The sequence below is a fragment of the Pseudomonas sp. 86_A genome (assembly GCF_017491705.1).
GTDB lineage: Bacteria > Pseudomonadota > Gammaproteobacteria > Pseudomonadales > Pseudomonadaceae > Aquipseudomonas > Aquipseudomonas koreensis.
Genome location: NZ_JAFGYS010000021.1, coordinates 44,276 through 63,353, shown reverse-complemented (window position 1 = coordinate 63,353; position 19,078 = coordinate 44,276). Strand labels below are relative to the sequence as shown.

14 protein-coding genes are annotated in these 19,078 nt (G+C 61.2%); 3 read left to right on the top strand and 11 right to left on the bottom strand.

Annotated elements, in window-relative coordinates; all coding sequences use genetic code 11:
- Positions 1 to 147 precede the first annotated feature (147 nt).
- The 5 genes from J5M57_RS26165 to betI form a co-directional block, all read right to left on the bottom strand.
- Entirely contained in the window at positions 148 to 1,485 is a 1,338-nt protein-coding gene (locus J5M57_RS26165; RefSeq protein ID WP_064589585.1) for a TldD/PmbA family protein, read from the bottom strand.
- Entirely contained in the window at positions 1,485 to 2,927 is a 1,443-nt protein-coding gene (locus J5M57_RS26160; RefSeq protein ID WP_207848415.1) for a TldD/PmbA family protein, read from the bottom strand. The genes J5M57_RS26165 and J5M57_RS26160 overlap by 1 nt, the downstream gene beginning before the upstream one ends.
- Before the next feature lie 284 nt (positions 2,928 to 3,211).
- Positions 3,212 to 4,915, bottom strand: coding sequence for a choline dehydrogenase (gene betA / locus J5M57_RS26155; protein WP_064589583.1), 1,704 nt, complete (start codon positions 4,913 to 4,915; stop codon positions 3,212 to 3,214).
- Between the two features lie 213 nt (positions 4,916 to 5,128).
- On the bottom strand, positions 5,129 to 6,601 hold the full coding sequence (betB, locus tag J5M57_RS26150) for a betaine-aldehyde dehydrogenase (RefSeq protein ID WP_003228997.1): 1,473 nt from the start codon (positions 6,599 to 6,601) through the stop codon (positions 5,129 to 5,131).
- A gap of 89 nt (positions 6,602 to 6,690) precedes the next feature.
- Entirely contained in the window at positions 6,691 to 7,284 is a 594-nt protein-coding gene (gene betI, locus J5M57_RS26145) for a transcriptional regulator BetI (protein ID WP_025108530.1), read from the bottom strand.
- A 428-nt stretch (positions 7,285 to 7,712) separates the two neighbouring features.
- Here betI and betT point away from each other — a divergent pair, with 428 nt between their 5' ends.
- Entirely contained in the window at positions 7,713 to 9,710 is a 1,998-nt protein-coding gene (gene betT, locus J5M57_RS26140) for a choline BCCT transporter BetT (protein ID WP_064589582.1), read from the top strand.
- A 214-nt stretch (positions 9,711 to 9,924) separates the two neighbouring features.
- On the opposite strand, the gene choV is transcribed toward betT, so the two are convergent.
- The 3 genes from choV to J5M57_RS26125 all read right to left on the bottom strand — a co-directional run bounded on the left by choV (position 9,925) and on the right by J5M57_RS26125 (position 12,959).
- Positions 9,925 to 11,103, bottom strand: coding sequence for a choline ABC transporter ATP-binding protein (gene choV / locus J5M57_RS26135; protein ID WP_064589581.1), 1,179 nt, complete (start codon positions 11,101 to 11,103; stop codon positions 9,925 to 9,927).
- Positions 11,100 to 11,945, bottom strand: a complete 846-nt coding sequence (choW, locus tag J5M57_RS26130) for a choline ABC transporter permease subunit (protein WP_007962645.1) — start codon at positions 11,943 to 11,945, stop codon at positions 11,100 to 11,102. Before choW ends, choV begins: the two co-directional genes overlap by 4 nt.
- A 66-nt stretch (positions 11,946 to 12,011) precedes the next feature.
- Complete coding sequence (locus J5M57_RS26125; protein ID WP_064589580.1) at positions 12,012 to 12,959, bottom strand: choline ABC transporter substrate-binding protein; 948 nt, start codon at positions 12,957 to 12,959, stop codon at positions 12,012 to 12,014.
- Positions 12,960 to 13,395: 436 nt separating this feature from the next.
- Here J5M57_RS26125 and J5M57_RS26120 point away from each other — a divergent pair, with 436 nt between their 5' ends.
- Together J5M57_RS26120 and J5M57_RS26115 are read left to right on the top strand one after the other, a co-directional pair.
- A complete protein-coding gene (locus J5M57_RS26120) occupies positions 13,396 to 14,772 on the top strand; it encodes an L-serine ammonia-lyase (RefSeq protein WP_207848416.1) in 1,377 nt (458 codons plus the stop codon).
- A gap of 603 nt (positions 14,773 to 15,375) precedes the next feature.
- A complete protein-coding gene (locus J5M57_RS26115) occupies positions 15,376 to 16,479 on the top strand; it encodes a GlxA family transcriptional regulator (RefSeq protein ID WP_007949927.1) in 1,104 nt (367 codons plus the stop codon).
- A gap of 153 nt (positions 16,480 to 16,632) precedes the next feature.
- On the opposite strand, the gene J5M57_RS26110 is transcribed toward J5M57_RS26115, so the two are convergent.
- The 3 genes from J5M57_RS26110 to J5M57_RS26100 form a co-directional block, all read right to left on the bottom strand.
- Complete coding sequence (locus J5M57_RS26110; RefSeq protein ID WP_064589577.1) at positions 16,633 to 16,896, bottom strand: hypothetical protein; 264 nt, start codon at positions 16,894 to 16,896, stop codon at positions 16,633 to 16,635.
- A gap of 369 nt (positions 16,897 to 17,265) precedes the next feature.
- The gene (locus tag J5M57_RS26105) at positions 17,266 to 18,429 is read right to left on the bottom strand and encodes a gamma-butyrobetaine dioxygenase (protein ID WP_207848417.1); all 1,164 of its coding nucleotides are present in this window, start codon (positions 18,427 to 18,429) and stop codon (positions 17,266 to 17,268) included.
- A 24-nt stretch (positions 18,430 to 18,453) separates the two neighbouring features.
- Complete coding sequence (locus tag J5M57_RS26100; RefSeq protein WP_207848418.1) at positions 18,454 to 18,930, bottom strand: thioesterase family protein; 477 nt, start codon at positions 18,928 to 18,930, stop codon at positions 18,454 to 18,456.
- Positions 18,931 to 19,078 lie beyond the last annotated feature (148 nt).

Sequence of the window (19,078 nt, the reverse complement as noted above, 5' to 3'; positions counted from 1 at the left end):
TTTGAAGCCCTTGTGGCGAGGGAGCTTGCTCCCGCTCGGCTGCGCAGCAGTCGTAAATTCAGCCAACCCGGTATTACAGGAACACCGAGTTGGCAGGTTTTGGGGTCGCTTCGCAACCCAGCGGGAGCAAGCTCCCTCGCCACAGTGTTACAGCGTTAGTGTGAGTCGACTCACCAGCGCCCCCGGCAGCAACGCCGACGAGGTATTGCGCTGGCTGTACGTGCTCGCCGACAGCAGCAACTCACGCTCGGCGGTCAATGCTTCCAGCTGCGAACCCAGCAGGCTGTAGGCGCTGTCGTCGAAACGCATGGTGCTGACCGGCGCCTGAATCTCGCCGTTCTCGACCCAGAACGTGGCAAACCGGGTCATCCCGGTCAGGCGCGCGGCCGGCTGGTCGGAGAAGTTCAAGTACCACAGGTTGCTGATGTACAGACCAGTGCCCAGTTGTTTGAGAATCTCTGCCTGTGACAGATTCCCCGCCGCCATGTTCAGCGCGCTCGGCGATTCGCCGCCGCTGGCGCCGTTGGCGGTCAGGCCGTATTCCGCCGCACTGCGCGAACCGACCAGTTGATCACCGGCCTTGCCTTCGATGACCAGCCGCAGATCGCTGCGCGGATAGCCCTCGCCGGAAAACGCCGGGCTCAACGAGCCGCTGACTTTTTCCTCCAGCGACACCAGCGGGCTGAACGCCTGATCACCGACATACAGCTTCTGCAGCGGGCTGCTCTTGCTGGCGATCGACTGCGCGGAGAACCCGCCCCAACTGAGCATGCCCATGATTTCTTCCAGCGCGGCCGGCGCCAGATACGCCCGGTATTGCCCCGGTGCCAGGGTGCGCAACGGTCGACCGAGAAACGCCAGTTGCTCGCGCGCCTGCTGGAAGCGCCGGGCGAAGCCTTCGCTGCTCCATGCGTGCCCGGCGTAGCTGGCCTTCACCGCTTCGCCGTTTTCGTGGAACAGGCTGAAGTCGAAGTTGAAGCTGTTGGCCTGATGCCAGCCAAACGCCCCCGAAGAACTGGCGAAACCGCGGCTGATCGGGCCGGCAGCATAGAAGCCGACCAGATCCAGACCTTCAGCGGCGGCGCAGATCTCCTCGACCACTTGCTCGGTGTCCGGTAGCGGATGGTCCTGCACGTTGTCGCTCTGCCAGCCGTTGTGGTTGAGCAGCAGGTACGGATCCTGCGGCAGCAGCGGCAGGGTTTCGCGCAGTTGTTGCAGGCCCTCGGCGAGGCGTTGCAGGTCGGCTTCCTGATCACCGGACAGGGTGATGTGCAGGTCGGCGTGGCGGCCGTCGTTGATCAGCTTCAGCCCGACATCGGCCTGCTGCACCTGCCCGGCCTGACGCACCTTGGCGTGGTTGAAGCGTACGAACGCCGAGGATTCGGCGGCATAGCTGAGGGTGAATTGTTCCGGCTCGCGCACGCTGTCGCGCAGCCAATTGACCATGACCTTGAAGGCGTCGGACTGACTCTTCGAAATGCTCATCAGGCGTCTCCCCCAAACACATCAACGTTGCTGAATACGCAGGCCGGCGAAGCGTGGCCGACGCGGATCACCTGGTTCGGCTCGCCCTTGCCGCAGTTTGGCGTGCCCAGCACCCTGCGGGTACCGGCGTCGCCGACCGCGCGCAGACTCTTCCAGAAGTGCGCGGAAATGCCGCGGTAGTTCGGATTTTTCACCACACCCTTAAGTTCACCGTTTTCGATCAACTGACCCCACTCGCAGCCGAACTGGAATTTGTTGCGCGCATCGTCAATCGACCATGAGCGGTTGGTGCTCATCAGAATGCCGTGCTCGATGCCGCTGATCAGTTGCGTCAGCGACTGATCGCCCGGTTCGATGTTGAGGTTGGCCATGCGGTCGATCGGCGGTCGGTTCCAGCCGCAGGCGCGGCTATTGGCAACCCCGTCGAGGCCGGCGCGGAACTGCGACAGCGCGCCGCCCAAGGGCCGCAGCAACAGGCCATCGCGAATCAGGAATTGCTTGCTCGCCTGGGTGCCGTCGTCATCGTGGCCGTAACTGGCGAGTTCTTCGGGAATGTCCGGATCGAAGGTCACGTTGAGCAGCTTCGAACCGTATTGCAGGCTGCCGAAGTCGCTGGTTTTGACGAAGCTGGTGCCGGCGTAGTTGCGCTCGTCACCGAGGATCCGGTCGAGCTCCAACGGGTGACCGATGGACTCGTGGATCTGCAGCATCATCTGGTCCGGCATCAGCAACAGGTCGCGCGGGCCTTGCGGGGTGTTCGGCGCGAGCAGCAGTTGCAGGGCCTGATCGGCCACTTGCGGGCCGGCGCCGACCAGGCCGCAACGGCTGATCACGTCCGCACCACCCTGCTGGCCGAAGTTTTCGCGGCCGAGGGAGCGGGTCTGGCTGTCGTTGCCGTCATAAGCGGTGACGTCGAGGCTCGGGTAGACGAAGCGCTGGGCCTGGCGCAATTCGGCACCGGCGCTGCTCAGGTAGATCTGCTCGACGTGGGTGATGCCGATGCTCGCTTGCCAATTCACCAGGCGCTCATCCTTTGGCACCGAGGCGGATTCCGCGCCGAGCAGCTCGAAGCATTCGCTCAGGGACGGGAAGGGTTGCTCGAGATTGGGCGAAAAGTAATCAGCGCGGTCGCTTGAGACTGGCTGGTCGCGCAGGTCGAGCAAGGCGTGGGGCTTGAGCCGACGGGCCTGCTGTTCGGCACGTTCAAGGGCGGCTTGCAGGCCTTGCTGCGACAGGTCGTTGGTGGCGGCGTACGCCTCGACACCGTTGACGCGCACGGTGAGCATCGCGCCTTCGTCGCGGCTCAGGCTCGGCGGCTCGGCGACGTTCTTGCGCACCGACAGATACTGGCCGGACTCGCGCACATACCGCAGGGAAAAGAACTCGGCGCCCGTGCGCAAGGCAGCGAAGCGCTGCTTGAGCTGGGGGTGGAAATCGAACATTCGGGAACCTCCTTGTTATGGAGTTGCGGGGTATAGCGATTCGGCGGGAGGGGTGAAACGATTGCGCGAGGACTAGAGTAGGCCTGCGTGGGGGTAGGATCAAGTGAAGAGGGGGTGTAGGAGGATTTACTGTGCAGCAGGGAGATGGAGGCTGATTTGCAGGGCCTCATCGCGAGCAGGCTCACTCCTACAAGGATCTCCAGTGAACACGCATTATGTGAACACTGGAGATTAACTGTAGGAGTGAGCCTGCTCGCGATTAGCCGTGACGCGGTGTAATGGAATTACTGAGCAACAGGCGTGATATCACGCATCGGCTTGCCCTTCACTGGCGCACCGCCAGCCACGTAGTAGGCAGCATTGCTACGCGGCAGTGGCTTGCGGCCACGGATCTTGTCGGCGATTTTCTCGGCCATCATGATCGTCGGAGCGTTCAGGTTGCCGGTGGTGATGATCGGCATGATCGAGGCATCGACCACACGCAGGCTCTGCATGCCGTGCACGCGACCTTCACCATCCACGACCGCCATGTCGTCGGTGCCCATCTTGCACGAGCAGGACGGGTGGAACGCGGTTTCGGCGTGTTCGCGGATGAACTTGTCCAGCTGCTCATCGGTTTGCACGTCGATACCCGGGCTGATTTCGCGGCCACGGAAGGCGTCCAGTGCAGGCTGTTGCATGATTTCGCGGGTCAGGCGGATGCCGTCACGGAATTCCTGCCAGTCCTGCTCGGTGGCCATGTAGTTGAACAGGATGCTCGGGTGCTGGCGCGGATCCTTGGATTTGACCTGGATGCGACCGCGGCTCGGCGAACGCATGGAACCCATGTGCGCCTGGAAGCCGTGCTCTTTCACACCGTTGCTGCCGTTGTAGTTAATCGCCACCGGCAGGAAGTGGTACTGGATGTTCGGCCATTCGAACTCTTCACGAGTACGGATGAAACCGCCGGCTTCGAACTGGTTGCTGGCGCCGATGCCGGTGCCGTTGAACAGCCACTCGGCACCGATGGCCGGCTGGTTGTACCAGAGCAGCGACGGGTACAGCGAAACTGGCTGAGTGCACGCGTATTGCAGGTACAGCTCAAGGTGGTCCTGCAGGTTTTCACCGACGCCCGGCAGGTCGTGGACCACCGGGATGTCGAGGCTTTCCAGCAGTTTTGCCGGGCCGACACCGGAGCGCTGCAGAATCTGCGGCGAAGCGATGGCGCCGGAGCACAGCAGGACTTCTTTGCGCGCTTTGGCTTCAACGCGCTCTTCTGCCGAGCCGACCAGGTAACGCACGCCGACCGCACGCTTGCCTTCGAACAGGATCTTGTCGGTCAAGGCGTGGGTGACGATGGTCAGGGTCGAACGCTTCTTGGCGATGTCGAGGTAGCCACGGGCGGTGGAAGCACGACGGCCATTCGGCGTCACGGTGCGGTCCATCGGGCCGAAGCCTTCCTGCTGGTAGCCGTTCAAGTCTTCGGTGCGCGGGTAACCGGCCTGCACGCCGGCTTCAACCATGGCGTGGAACAGCGGGTTGTTGCCAGCCTTCGGCGTGGTCACGCTGACCGGACCGTCGCCACCGTGGTAGTCGTTCGGGCCGATGTCGCGGGTTTCCGCTTTACGGAAGTACGGCAGGCAGTCGAGGTACGACCAGTCTTCCAGGCCTGGCAGTTTCGCCCAGCCGTCGTAGTCCATCGCGTTGCCACGGATGTAGCACATGCCGTTGATCAGCGAGGAACCGCCGAGGCCTTTGCCGCGACCGCATTCCATCCGGCGACCGTCCATGTGTGGCTCTGGATCGGTTTCGTACGCCCAGTTGTAGCGACGACCTTGCAGCGGGAATGCCAGCGCGGCCGGCATTTGCGTGCGGAAGTCGAAACGATAGTCCGGGCCGCCGGCTTCGAGCAGCAGAACGGTGACGCCTTCGTCTTCAGTCAGACGGGTCGCCAGGGTGTTACCGGCCGAGCCGGCACCGATGATGATGTAATCGAATTCTTGGGACATTAGATGCACCCTCTTTAGATGTGGGTCAGGTCCGGCCGAATTGCCACTTTTCTGTGGCGAGGGAGCTTGCTCCCGTTCGGCTGCGCAGCAGTCGCAAAACCTGCAACTGTGCTCTGTCTGGATAGCTGCGGTGTCTGCAGTTGGGGCCGCTGCGCAGCCCAGCGGGAGCAAGCTCCCTCGCCACAAGGGCCCCAACTTCAGAGTTGCGTCAGATCAGAACACCGAGACGTAATCGCCCAGCTCGACCTGTACCGATTTGATGCGTGTGTAGTTGGTCAGCGAGCTGATGCCGTTTTCGCGGCCCACGCCCGACTGCTTGTAACCGCCCACCGGCATTTTTGCGTCGGACTCGCCCCAGGCGTTGATCCAGCAGATACCGGCTTCCAGTTGATGAATCACGCGGTGTGCGCGGTTCAGGTCTTTGGTGACGATACCGGCGGCCAGGCCGAAGTCGGTGTCGTTGGCGCGGCGGATCACTTCTTCTTCGGTCTCGTAGGAGAGGATCGCCATCACCGGGCCAAAGATTTCTTCACGGACGATGGTCATCTCGTCGGTGCAATCGGTGAACACGGTCGGTGCGACGAAGGCGCCTTTGGCGAATTCGCCGTCGGTCAGACGCTCGCCGCCGCACAGGACGCGGGCACCTTCTTCTTTACCCTTGGCGATGTAACCCAGCACGCTTTCCATGTGGGCGAAGCTGACCAGTGGGCCGAAGTTGGTGTTTTCGTCTTCCGGGTTGCCGATGCGGATGCGCGCTACGCGCTCGACGATCTTGGCTTCGAAAGCGGCTTTCAGGTGGCTCGGCACGAACACGCGAGTGCCGTTGGTGCAGACCTGACCGGAGCTGTAGAAGTTGGCCATCATCGCGGTGTCGGCGGCGCGATCCAGATCGGCGTCGTCGCAGATGATCAGCGGGGACTTGCCGCCCAGTTCCATGGTCACGTCTTTCAGCGACGAGGCCGAAGCGCTGGCCATGACTTTCTTGCCGGTGTCGGTGCCGCCGGTGAAGGAGACTTTCTCGATGCGCGGGTGCTCGGTCAGCCAGGTGCCGACTTCACGGCCGCTGCCGGTCAGGACGTTGAACACGCCGTTTGGCAGGCCGGCTTCGGTGTAGATCTCGGCCAGTTTCAGGGTGGTCAGCGAGGTGACTTCGCTTGGCTTGAAGATCATCGCGTTACCGGCGGCCAGGGCTGGTGCGGATTTCCACAGTGCGATCTGGATCGGGTAGTTCCACGCGCCGATACCGGCCACCACGCCCAGCGGCTCGCGACGGGTGTAGACGAATGAAGTGTCGCGCAGCGGGATCTGCTCGCCTTCGATCGCCGGCACCAGGCCTGCGTAGTATTCCAGCACGTCGGCGCCGGTGACGATGTCGACGTATTTGGTTTCGGAGTACGCCTTGCCGGTGTCCAGGGTTTCCAGCGCGGCCAGTTCATCGTTGCGCTCGCGCAGGATGTCGACGGCGCGACGCAGGATGCGCGAACGCTCCATGGCGGTCATCGCAGCCCAGATTTTCTGGCCCTTTTCAGCGCTGACCACAGCACGCTCGACGTCTTCCTTGGTCGCACGTTGCACTTGGGCGAGGACTTCACCGTTCGCCGGGTTGATGGCTTCGAAGGTGGCATCGCTGCCAGCGTCGGAGTACGCGCCATCGATGTAGAGTTTTTGCAGTTCGAAACGGGCCATAGTGTCCTCGCAAGTGCATTAGTGGTTGGCGTTGACCACCACGATGAAGCTGCGGTGGCGGTTCAGGGGCCGAGCGTTTTCTGTGTGCTCTAGCTCACCTGCTTGGCCAATTGGAAATCCATGTATTCGTAAGCGATCTGTTGCGCCTGCGCCGTGTCGAAAGCGTCTCCCGACAGCGCGCCGCGCAACCACAAGCCGTCGATCAACGCTGCCAGTCCACGCGCTGCGCTGCGCGCATCTTCGAGCGGCAGCACACGGCGGAACTCGCAGCACAGGTTGGAATACAGACGGTGATCGTTGATCCGCTGCAACCTGTGCAAAGACGGCTGGTGCATGCTGGTGGCCCAGAAGGCCAGCCAGGTTTTCATTGCCGGGCCATTGACCTGGCTGGCGTCGAAGTTGCCTTCGATGATCACCTGCAGATGCGCCCGTGGGCTGCTGTCTGCCAGCGCCTGACGGCGCGCGGTGACGTTCTCGCTGAGGACGTTCATCAGATACCGCATCGTGGCGGCAATCAGGCCGTTCTTGTCCTGAAAGTAGTGACTGATGATGCCATTCGAGACACCGGCCAAACGGGCGATCAGCGCAATGCTGGCGTCCCCCATCCCGACCTGATCGACCGCTTGCAACGTGGCTTCGATCAGTTGTTGGCGGCGGATGGGTTGCATACCGACCTTGGGCATCTTGCACATCTCCTTAGGCCTTCCGACGGGCGAATAACGCCTATCGGATTAAGGGCCAGTCTATTTTGTTTTGATTGAACGTTCAATCAACAAAGAATAAGATCTGCGACAAATCGTCGCTGCCTACAGATTTTTTCTGCTTGTAAATGGCGATAAAACGACATCCGAAAATGCTTGAAACCTGCGTGGGGCATGGCGCGGTTCGCTATTCGATGGACGTGTTGAATGGGCAAGACGCTCGGGGCCAGGTTTCGGATGAACGTCCGCACAGCTTTGGCCACGAAAGCGATTCGCAACGCCATTTCGGCAGGTTCGGGCTTTTTTCGGGGTGTCTTTATATCACCCGCCGGTCGGCTGCCAACTAACCGATTGGTCGGGTTCCGTGTTGCCTTGTGTTCTTCTCTCGCACTGCCTGGAGCATTTGTGCCATGAGTTCTGCCTCGCTTATAAAGACCCCGCCCGAGAAGGTGACGGTCAACGGTTGGGTGTTTTACACCTCTACCGCGTTGATTCTGTTGTTGACCGCCATTCTGATCATCGCCCCGCAAGAGGCCGGCAGATTGTTGGGTATCGCTCAGGCCTGGTTGTCCCGCAGCTTCGGCTGGTACTACATGGTAGTGATCGCCGCCTATCTGGTGTTTGTGGTGGGCCTGGCGTTTTCCTCCTACGGCAAACTCAAACTGGGCAGCAAGGACGACACCCCGGATTTCAGTTACGGCGCCTGGGCGGGGATGCTGTTCTCGTCGGGTATCGGCATCTCGCTGCTGTACTTCGGCGCCTCCGAGCCGCTGGACCACTACTTCAATCCGCCGGAAGGCGCAGCGGCCACCAACATGGCCGCGCGTCAGGCGGTGCAACTGACCTTCCTGCACTGGGGTCTGCACGGCTGGGCGATCTACGCACTGGTCGGCCTGGCTGTTGCTTACTTTGCCTATCGTCATAACCAGCCGCTGGCCCTGCGTTCGGCGCTGTATCCACTGGTGGGCGAGCGTTGGGTCAAAGGCGCGGCCGGTCACGCAGTGGACGGCTTCGGCATGTTCGTGACCCTGCTGGGTCTGGTGACCAACCTGGGGATCGGCTCGCTGCAAGTGTCCTCCGGCCTGGAAAACCTGTTCGGCATGGAACACAGCAACACCAATCTGCTGATCGTTATCATCGTGATGAGCACCGTGGCGACCATCGCTGCCGTCTCCGGTGTGGAAAACGGCATTCGTCGTCTGTCCAACCTGAACATCGTGCTGTTCAGCGGTCTGCTGATTTTCGTCTTGCTGTTCGGCCCGACCCTGCACCTGCTCAACGGCTTCGTGCAGAACATCGGCGACTACCTCAACGGCGTGGTGCTGAAGACGTTCGACCTGTACGTCTATGAAGGCGACAGCGCCAAGTCGGATCGCTGGCTGGGCCTGTGGACCCTGTTCTACTGGGCGTGGTGGATTTCCTGGGCACCGTTCGTGGGCATGTTCATCGCGCGTATTTCCCGTGGTCGTACCGTGCGTGAGCTGGTCGCCGGCGTGCTGCTGATTCCGCTGGGCTTCACCCTGGCCTGGCTGTCGATCTTCGGTAACTCGGCGCTGGATCTGGTGATGAACCAGGGGGCGGTGGAGCTTGGCAAGACGGCGCTGGAACAGCCGTCGATGGCGATCTATCAGTTGCTTGAGCATTACCCCGCGTCGAAAGTCGTTATCGGTGTGTCGATCTTCGTCGGTTTCGTGCTGTTCCTGACCCCGGCCGACTCTGGCGCGGTGATGATGGCGAACCTGTCCTGCAAGGGCGGTAACGTCGACGAAGATGCGCCGCACTGGTTGCGGATCTTCTGGTCGGTGGTGATCACCCTGGTGACCATCGGTCTGCTGTTCGCCGGTAACTTCGAAGCCATGCAAACCATGGTGGTGCTGGCCGGTCTGCCGTTCTCGGTGGTGCTGGTGTTCTTCATGTTCGGCCTGCACAAGGCGATGCGCCAGGACGTGCAGATCGAACAAGAGCAAGCGCAGCTGGCGGAGCGCGGTCGCCGTGGTTTCAGCGAGCGTCTGACGCAGCTGGACCTGCAACCGAGCCAATCGGTGGTGCAGCGGTTCATGGACAAGCAGGTCAGCCCGGCGCTGGAAGACGCTGCCGCACAAATGCGTGCACAGGGTCTGGAAGTGCAGACGCTGCTGGGCAAATCCAAGCGTTGCATGGGCGTGCGCGTCGAGATGGAAGAGGGCAACCCTTTCGTTTACGAAGTGAGCCTGGACGGCTACCTGGCGACCCCGACCGAATCGGCCCAGTCCGATGAAGCGCGCCAGCGTTACTACCGCGCCGAGGTGTACCTGCACAACGGCAGCCAGGATTACGACCTGATGGGCTTCACGCAGGATCAGATCACACGCGATGTGCTCGATCAGTTTGAAAGCCATCGGCAGCTCCTTGGCCGGGTGTACAGCTAAACCTTGAGGATCGGCGGTGCAGTGAATGCACGCCGATCCAGTGTGGTGAGGGAGCTTGCTCCCGCTGGGCTGCGAAGCGGCCCCAAGAATTTGTGAGTGCTGCGCACTCAAGCGGGAGCAAGCTCCCTCGCCACAGTTGTCAGTATTCCAGGTCTTTTATGCGCACTAACAAAAACGCCGCGATCCTCTCGCGGCGTTTTTGTGTCCGGGGTTCTCACCCCAGGTTCTTGCCCAGCAACGCGTGATACAGCTCGCTGTCGCCGAGAATCCCCACCACATGGTTGTTGTCGTGCAGCACCAGTTTGTTGCCGGTCTGGTAGCGAATCTGCAGCGCATCGCGCATGCCTATGTTCGAGTCCACCAGTGTCGGCTTGCGCTCCAGCGCTTCCACCGCTTGCCCCGGTGCCCAGTTCTGCAGGTTCAGCACCGAACCGTTCTGCCGCGCGCCCTTGATAGTGTTGCCTTCGGCGAGGTCCAGCCACGAGTCGCCGCCCGGATCGAGGCACACCGAGCCGTTGATGCGTTTGCAGTTGTCCAGCGTGCGCATCAGGCTGCGGCCGCAGAGCACGTTGAGCGGGTTGGTGTGGGCGACGAAGGTGCGCACATAGTCGTCCGCCGGGTTCAGCACGATCTCTTCCGGCACGCTATACTGGATGATCCGGCCGTCCTTCATGATCGCGATGCGGCTACCCAGTTTGAGCGCCTCGTCGAGGTCGTGGCTCACAAACACGATGGTCTTGCTCAGCTTGCGTTGCAGTTCCAGCAGTTCGTCCTGCAGGCCCTGGCGGATCAGCGGGTCGAGTGCCGAGAACGGTTCGTCCATCAGCAGGATGTCGGCGTCCATCGCCAGCGCCCGGGCCAGGCCCACGCGCTGCTGCATACCGCCGGAAAGTTCATCGGGTTTCTTGTTGCGCCATTGGGTCAGGCCCACCAATTCGAGTTTGTCATCGACCAGTTTGCGCCGTTCCTTTTCCGGTCGGCCCTGCATTTCCAGACCGAAACTGATGTTCTCGCGCACCGTCAGCCACGGCATCAGGGCGAACTTCTGGAACACCATGGCGATGCGTTTGGTGCGCATCATCTTCAGTTCGGCCGGGGTGCAGGAGGCGATGTCGATCTGCTTGCCTTCGTGCTCGACGAACAGCTTGCCGCGGCTCACGGTGTTCAGGCCGTTGATGCAGCGCAGCAGGCTCGACTTGCCGGAGCCGGACAGGCCCATCAGTACGCAGATCTCGCCCTTGTTGATGTCCAGGCTGGCCTTTTCCACGCCAACGATCTGCCCGGTCTTTTTCAGGATCTCGTTGCGGGTCATGCCCTGATCCAGCAGCTTGAGTGCCTCGCGTGGATCCTTGGAGAAGATTACGTCGACGTCTTCGAAGCGAATTATGCTCATGCGTCACCCCCTACTTTGGCGTCGGGTTGTTTGCAGATACGGTCGAGCATGATCGCCAGCAGTACGATCGCCAGGCCTGCTTCGAAGCCCAGGGCGATATCAGCAGTGTTCAGTGCGTTGACCACCGGTTTGCCGAGTCCGTCGGCGCCCACCAGTGCCGCGATCACCACCATCGACAGCGACAGCATGATGCACTGGGTGATGCCGGCAGCGATGCTCGGCATGGCGTGAGGCAGTTCGATCCGTGAGAGCAATTGGCGACGCGAGCAGCCGAAGGCCTTGCCGGCGTCCATCAGTTCTTGTGGGACATCACGGATGCCCAGGTAGGTCAGGCGGATCGGCGCAGCGATGGCGAATACCACCGTGGAGATCAGGCCCGGCACCACGCCCAGCCCGAAGAGGGTGAGGGTAGGAATGAGGTAAACGAAGGTCGGTACGGTCTGCATCAGATCGAGTACCGGACGCATTAATGTGTAGAACATCGGCTTGTGCGCGGCGACGATGCCCAACGGCACGCCGATGACCACGCAGACCAGGGTCGCGAACATGACCTGGGCGAGGGTTTCCATGGTCTCCTGCCAGTACCCCAGGTTGAGGATCAGCAGGAACGAGGCAATCACAAAAACAGTCAGCCCCCATTTGCGCTGGATGAAATGCGCGAGCAGGGCAATGAGGCCGATCAAGACGAAGGGGTTGAACCAGGTGAGCGCAAACGTCACGCCGTGGATCATCGTTTCCAGTGTCACGGCGATTGCGTCGAAGGTGCTGGCGCCGTGTTGCGTCAACCATTCAACGAAGCCCGCGATGTACTGGCCTAAAGGGATTTTCTGATCAATCAGCATGGTAGTGAACGTCCGCATGCAAGGAATAAACAGTCCGGGCGAGCGAACTCGCCCGGCGTAAGGCAATTACTGTGCGAGCTTGGCTTTCACGGCCTCCAGGCCAGGTTTACCGTCAATGGTGGTCACGCCAGCGAGCCAGGTATCGAGCACCTGTGGGTTCTTTTTCAGCCAGGCCTTGGCGGCCGCATCAGGCTTCATCTTGTCGTCGAGGATGTTGCCCATCAGGGTACTTTCCATGTCGACGGTGAACTCCAGGTTCTTCAGCAACTGACCAACGTTGCTGCATTCGGTGGTGTAACCCTTGCGGGTGTTGGTCGCCACGGTTGCAGCACCGAAATCGGGGCCGAAGAAGTCATCGCCGCCGGTCAGGTATTGAATCTTGAAGCGCTTGTTCATCGGGTGCGGCGCCCAGCCGAGGAAGACCACGGCGGTGTCGCGTTTCTGCGCGCGGTCGACCTGCGAGAGCATGCCCGCTTCGGACGATTCGACGACCTTGAAACCGGCGGTTTTCAAGCCGAAGGCATCTTTGTCGATCATGCTCTGGATCAGGCGGTTGCCGTCGTTGCCAGGCTCGATGCCGTAGATCTTGCCGTCGAGCTCTTTCTTGAATTTGGCGATGTCGGCGAAGTCATGCAGCCCCTTGTCGTACAGGGCTTGCGGTACGGCGAGGGTGTACTTGGCACCCTTGAGGTTGGTGCGTACCACTTCGACGGTGCCGGCATCGCGGTAGGCCTTGATGTCGTTTTCCATGGTCGGCATCCAGTTACCGAGGAACACGTCCATGTTCTTGCCGTCGGCCAGCGACTTGTAGGTCACGGGCACGGAAATCATGGTGGTCTTGGTCTTGTAGCCGAGGGCGTCGAGCACCACCGAGGTGGTGGCGGTGGTGGCGGTGATGTCGGTCCAGCCGACATCGGAGAAGTTTACGGTACTGCACTGAGCGGGTTCTGCAGCGTTAGCCAGTAACGGCAGACTCAGCATGGCGGCCAACAACAACGACGGGGAACCTTTCATGGATGGACTCCTTGGTGTTTTTTTTGGCAGTGTTCCGACTGTGGACCACCGCACTTATAGGTTGCGGTTGGATGGCGTTCTGGAGACAGCTCTACCACGGCGCCTTGCAATCGAGTCATAACGATCATGTACCAGTGAAAATCTGACGCCTACAGGGTGCGTCGTATCCAGTACAGGGATGGTCGCATCCAGTGTCAGTGACGTCGTTTACAGCTTTTTTCTGCCCCGATCGGCGCTCTGAACTGCATAAAAACGGCGAAAAACCGGGACGAAAACGGCGCGGCGCTGGTGGGCATGAGTGCGTCGGTGTCAGACGCCGGACGACCTGACAAAAGCCTGATGATGCGGGCATTCCGGCGGATCGCAGCTTGAGCGTAGCAGCTCCGCCAGCGGGCGCTTAACGCCCGGGAACGGCATCCTCAGGAGCTCTGCAGCAATGGCTATCAGCGTTTTCGACCTGTTCAAAATCGGCATCGGCCCGTCCAGTTCCCACACCGTCGGCCCGATGCGCGCCGCCGCCCTGTTTGTCGAATCGCTGCGCGACAGGCACCTGCTCGAACAGGTGCGGCGTATAGAAGTGCAACTGTTCGGCTCGCTGTCGGCCACCGGCATCGGGCACGGCAGCGACAACGCGGTGATCATGGGCTTGATGGGCGAGTGGCCGGACGCTATCGACCCGTCGCAGATCGGCACGCGAATCCAGGCGCTGCGTGAAACCCACACCCTGCTATTGGATGGCCACTTGTCGGTGCCGTTTGTCTGGGCGCGCGACATGCGCCTGATCGACGAGAACCTGCCGTTCCACCCCAATGCCATGACCCTGATTGCCGAAGGCGATCACGGGGAAATCCATCGCGACACCTACTATTCGGTCGGTGGCGGTTTTGTGGTGGATCAAGCGCAGGCGTCCAGCGGCGTGGTCGATCTGGATCGCACCGAATTGCCTTATGACTTTTCCAGCGCGGTGGAGCTGCTGGAGCTGTGCAAGAAGAACAACCTGCGCGTCGCCGAACTGATGATGGCCAACGAAAAGGTCTGGCGCAGCGAAGAGGAAATCCGCGCCGGGCTGATGAAGCTGTGGCGGGCGATGCAGGATTGCGTCGAGCAGGGCCTCAAGCACGAAGGCATCCTCCCTGGTGGCCTGAACGTGCGTCGGCGCGCGGCCAAGTTGCATCGCAGCCTGCAGGAGTTGAACAAGCCCAACGTGATCGGCTCGACCCTCAGCGCAATGGAGTGGGTCAACCTGTTTGCCCTCGCGGTGAATGAAGAGAACGCGGCCGGTGGGCGCATGGTCACGGCGCCGACCAACGGTGCGGCGGGGATCATTCCGGCGGTGTTGCACTACTTTATGAAGTTCAGCGAAGCGGTCACTGATGCCAACGTCGTCGACTACTTTTTGGGCGCGGCGGCGGTAGGCATTCTGTGCAAGAAGAACGCTTCGATCTCCGGTGCCGAAGTCGGCTGCCAGGGCGAGGTCGGCTCGGCCTGCGCGATGGCGGCGGCAGGGCTGGCGGAGATCCTCGGGGCGACGCCGGAGCAACTGTGCAACGCCGCAGAAATCGGCCTGGAACATAACCTCGGCCTGACCTGCGATCCGGTCGGCGGTCTGGTGCAGGTGCCGTGCATCGAGCGCAATGCGATTGCCGCAGTGAAGGCGATCAACGCGGCGCAGATGGCGTTGCGTGGGGATGGTCAGCACTTTATCTCGCTGGACCGGGTGATCCGCACCATGCGTGACACCGGTGCCGACATGCATGACAAATATAAAGAGACGTCACGCGGTGGTTTGGCCGTTAGCGCGGTTGAGTGCTGACACTTTTTTCTGTGGCGAGGGAGCTTGCTCCCGCTCGGCTGCGCAGCAGTCGCAATCAGTTTGGTGCGTTTCAACTGAGGGACCGCGAAGTCTGGTTTTGGGCCTGCTTCGCAGTCCAGCGGGAGCAAGCTCCCTCGCCACAGGAACCTGTAACTCTCCCTATTTGGATATGAGCAGACCAGTCAAAATTGCTCATCAAGTGAACACTCACGATCAAACGCGCCACCTTTTAGCGCGTCGCAATCAGATAAGAGTCTTTCCCACCTGTAACAGGCAATCGGCACACCCTACCGTCCGTCACCCGTGCCTGCGGTGACACTCAGAAACAACCGTGCGCAAGCCCGTTCCCACAAGTGCTACCGATCTGCTCACAGGCAGCGGGGCAGGGCTTTCACCGCCGCTGATGGCACTTCGAAATACCTTTTGTCGGATGTCTTGAATAGACACGTCGCGACGTCGTTTTCAGGAGTTATTGAACGGCCATTCAATTTTAGGCATGGCAATTGCTCTGTCATAACAAAGCCCGTCTCCCGCATGAGCACGCGGCAATAACAAGAGCCTCCGCCTGAGGCCATCACCCGCTTTGTGTGAGGAGATACCGCGATGACGTCGTTCAACTCCGGGGCCCAACCCCAGAACCGTGCGCCTCAATCCATCGGCTTTTTGCTGCTGGACAATTTCACGCTGATTTCCCTGGCCTCTGCGGTAGAGCCGCTACGCATGGCCAATCAATTGTCCGGTCGTGAGCTGTATCGCTGGAGCACCCTCACCGTCGATGGCGGCCAGGTGTGGGCCAGTGACGGTCTGCAAATCACTCCCGATGCCTCCATGCACAAAGCCCCGCCCCTGGATACCGTGATCGTCTGCGGCGGGATCGGCATTCAACGCACCGTGACCCGTGAACATGTCTCGTGGCTGCAAAGCCAGGCGCGTCAGTCCAAGCGTCTGGGCGCCGTGTGCACCGGCAGCTGGGCCCTGGCCTGCGCCGGCCTGCTCGACGGTTTCGATTGCAGCGTGCACTGGGAATGTCTGGCGGCGATGCAGGAAGCTTTCCCGCGCGTGGCGATGAGCACCCGCCTGTTCACCCTCGACCGTAACCGTTTCACCAGCTCCGGCGGCACCGCGCCGCTGGACATGATGCTGCACCTGATCAGCCGCGATCACGGCCGTGAGCTGTCCGCCGCGATCTCGGAAATGTTCGTCTACGAACGCATCCGCAACGAACAGGATCACCAGCGCGTGCCGCTCAAGCACATGCTCGGCACCAACCAGCCGAAGCTGCAGGAAATCGTCGCGCTGATGGAAGCCAATCTGGAAGAGCCGATCGACCTCGACGAACTGGCGGTGTACGTCGCCGTGTCGCGTCGTCAGCTGGAGCGGCTGTTCCAGAAATACCTGCACTGCTCGCCGTCGCGCTACTACCTCAAGTTGCGCCTGATCCGCGCCCGGCAACTGCTCAAGCAGACGCCGATGTCGATCATCGAAGTGGCTTCGGTGTGTGGATTCGTCTCGACGCCGCACTTCTCCAAGTGCTACCGCGAATACTTCGGCATTCCGCCGCGTGACGAACGCGTAGGTTCCAACACTACGCAGCAAGTGGCGATGCTGCCGCTGCCGCAGGCGATCGTGATGTCGCCGCTGTCGGGGCCGATGTCGGCGTTGAGTCAGGCGCGTAACGAGTCGACGTTTGCCAGCGTGAGGCTGTAGACCAGACAGTTTTTGTGGCGAGGGAGCTTGCTCCCGCTCGAGCGCGAAGCGCTCGTAAAACCTGCGCATGCGATTTATCTGGAACAGTGCATCTGCCGGTTTGGGGCCGCTTCGCGGCCCAGCGGGAGCAAGCTCCCTCGCCACAGTTGCTCGTCAGGCGCTGTGGGTCTGTTGGTATTGCGCCAATGCCGGCAACAACTGCTTGTCGATCGCCTGACGCACCGCGGGCTGAATACTCGCGCCGCTGGTGTACATGTCCTTGACCATCTTGCGCAATTCGAATGCGCGAACATTATCCAGCCCCCGCACCGCACACTCGCAGGCCTGCTCCGCTGTGGAGCCACTCGGTACCTGAAGTCCCAATGCCTTGAGCTGTCCCAACAGGTCTTCCTGATCGATCAAATCGGCATACATCATGACGCGCATCCTTCTTCGGCAACGGAGGTCGTGGCTCGATTCTGGTAGGCATGGGGAGTGACGGCAAGGGCGATTTGTCGCAGTGGCTGCGACGGCTATGAACAGGTCGTTTTCGGCTAACTCAGTGCAAAGGGGAGTGGGCACACTGGCACAAGCTCGCTACAGACGGTTTGGTCACCCTCGACTGGCAGCTCCTCAACAGTACCCTCTGCCCCGATCCTGTCACGGCTTGTATCGGGGCTTTTTTTTGCTGTGAATCAGGTAGTGTGGTGGTGATTGATTTGACGCCATCGCGAGCAGGCTCACTCCTACAGTTGAAATGCATTCCCCTGTAGGAGTGAGCCTGCTCGCGATGAACGATGACGCGGTTTAGCGTTGCAATACGAGAATCCGCGACAACAATTCATCCCGGTCGACATAGCAGCCCTGGAAATGCCGCGCTCCGGTGGCCGGGTCAAACGCATTGCGCGCATGCAACGTGCGGCGGTTGTCGAAGCACCACAGCTCACCCGGATTGAGCCGCTGCATCAGCCGAAACCGTGGCTCGCGGGTCATCGCGATCAAGCGTCGATAGGCGCGATACAGCAACGGCATCTGCTCCACCGTCGTATCGAACGCCCCACGCAGAAAGTTCGCCAGGCGAATCTCCGCAACCCGGCCCGACGCGTCCAGCGCAATGATCGGCGCCAGGCAGCGATAGTCGCTGTGGCGATCCTTGTTGCGAAACTCCACGGGGATCTCGCACAGCGCCTGGAACGACGCGGGGTGTTCACTGCGCAGCGCTTCGGCAATCGCAAAACCATCGACAAAAATACTTTCGCCGCCCTCGGCGTCATTCACCAGGCAATGCAGAAACTGCAGCCCCGGTTGCAGCTCGCGAGTTGGCAGATCGGTGTGCAACGGCAGGTTGAAAGCGGTGTAGGCGTTGCTGTCAGCGTCGGCCTTGGATTGCACGTTGAACAGCACGCCGAAGTTGCTCTCGCGGATGAACGAAATGCGCTGCGCGATCAGCTTCAACGAACCCGGTTCGGTGGGTACACCGCGCACCTGGGTCAGGCCGATGTCGCGTACCGCGATCAACCATTGCAGCAGAGCGCCGTTGTCATTCATCAGCGCGGCGTAGTCGAACACCGGCAACTGCAGATCGCTGCGCCACAGCTGAGCCGTGGGTTTGCCGGCCAGTCGCTCGGCCCGGGAGGCATCGTCGTAGGCGTGGGCGCGCAACCAGCCGGGGTCGAAGCGGCTGCGGTGGCCGTCCTGCCAGTCGATGCGCAGGCTGCCGTCGCTGTCGATGCGCGCACTGGCGGGGGCGAGGTCCGGCGCGGCATCGACGATCTCGAACACCTGTTCGCGGGTGACGCTGTAGACGCACTGCTCGCACGGGCAGTTGTCCCGCAGCCAGACGTGGTGAAACGGGCTGATCCGGCCATCGGCCCAGGCAATCGAAACGCGATCCGCCAGACTCTGCACGCCGCTCAGCGCGCTGATCAACGGATAAGTACGGAAATCGGCAACAGCGGCAGCGGTGTGCATGGCGGCTCCTTGCGATCGATGAATTTACCGGGCGGGTGGCAGGGCAATGACGCGGCCGATGTAAGCGGGAGCGGGCAGGTCGGCCTGCTCGGCGACGATGCTTTGCAGATGGCTCAAGGTGTCCGTGCTGAAAGGCGCCGAACGCGGCCCGGCGAGGTCGACGTGCAGCAGCATCTGTTCGTTGCCGGCCAGTTCCTTGTCGTCGCCGGCCAGGTGCAGGCTGTGATAGAGCTGCAGGCGTTTCTGGTCGTGGCCGATGATCTGCGTGCGCACTTCCACTTCGGCATCGAGCTTCACTTCGTGCAGATAATTCAGGTGCAGTTCGAGGGTGAACAACGAGTGACCGCTGGCTTCGCGGTTGCTGCTGTCCATGCCGAGGCGATCCATCAGGGCATCGGTGGCGTAGCTGAAGATCAGCAGGTAGAAGGCGTCGCGCAGGTGGCCGTTGTAGTCGACCCAGTCGGGGATGATGCGGGTTTGGTAGGTGGTGAGGTGCGGCATGCTGAACTCCATAGGTCGCTGGCGAAATACACACTTGTGGCGAGGGAGCTTGCTCCCGCTGGACTGCGCAGCCGTCCCAAAACCTCTTGACGCGGTGTGTCAGTCAGGCCGCACTCGCTGGTTTTACGACCGCTTCGCGGCCGAGCGG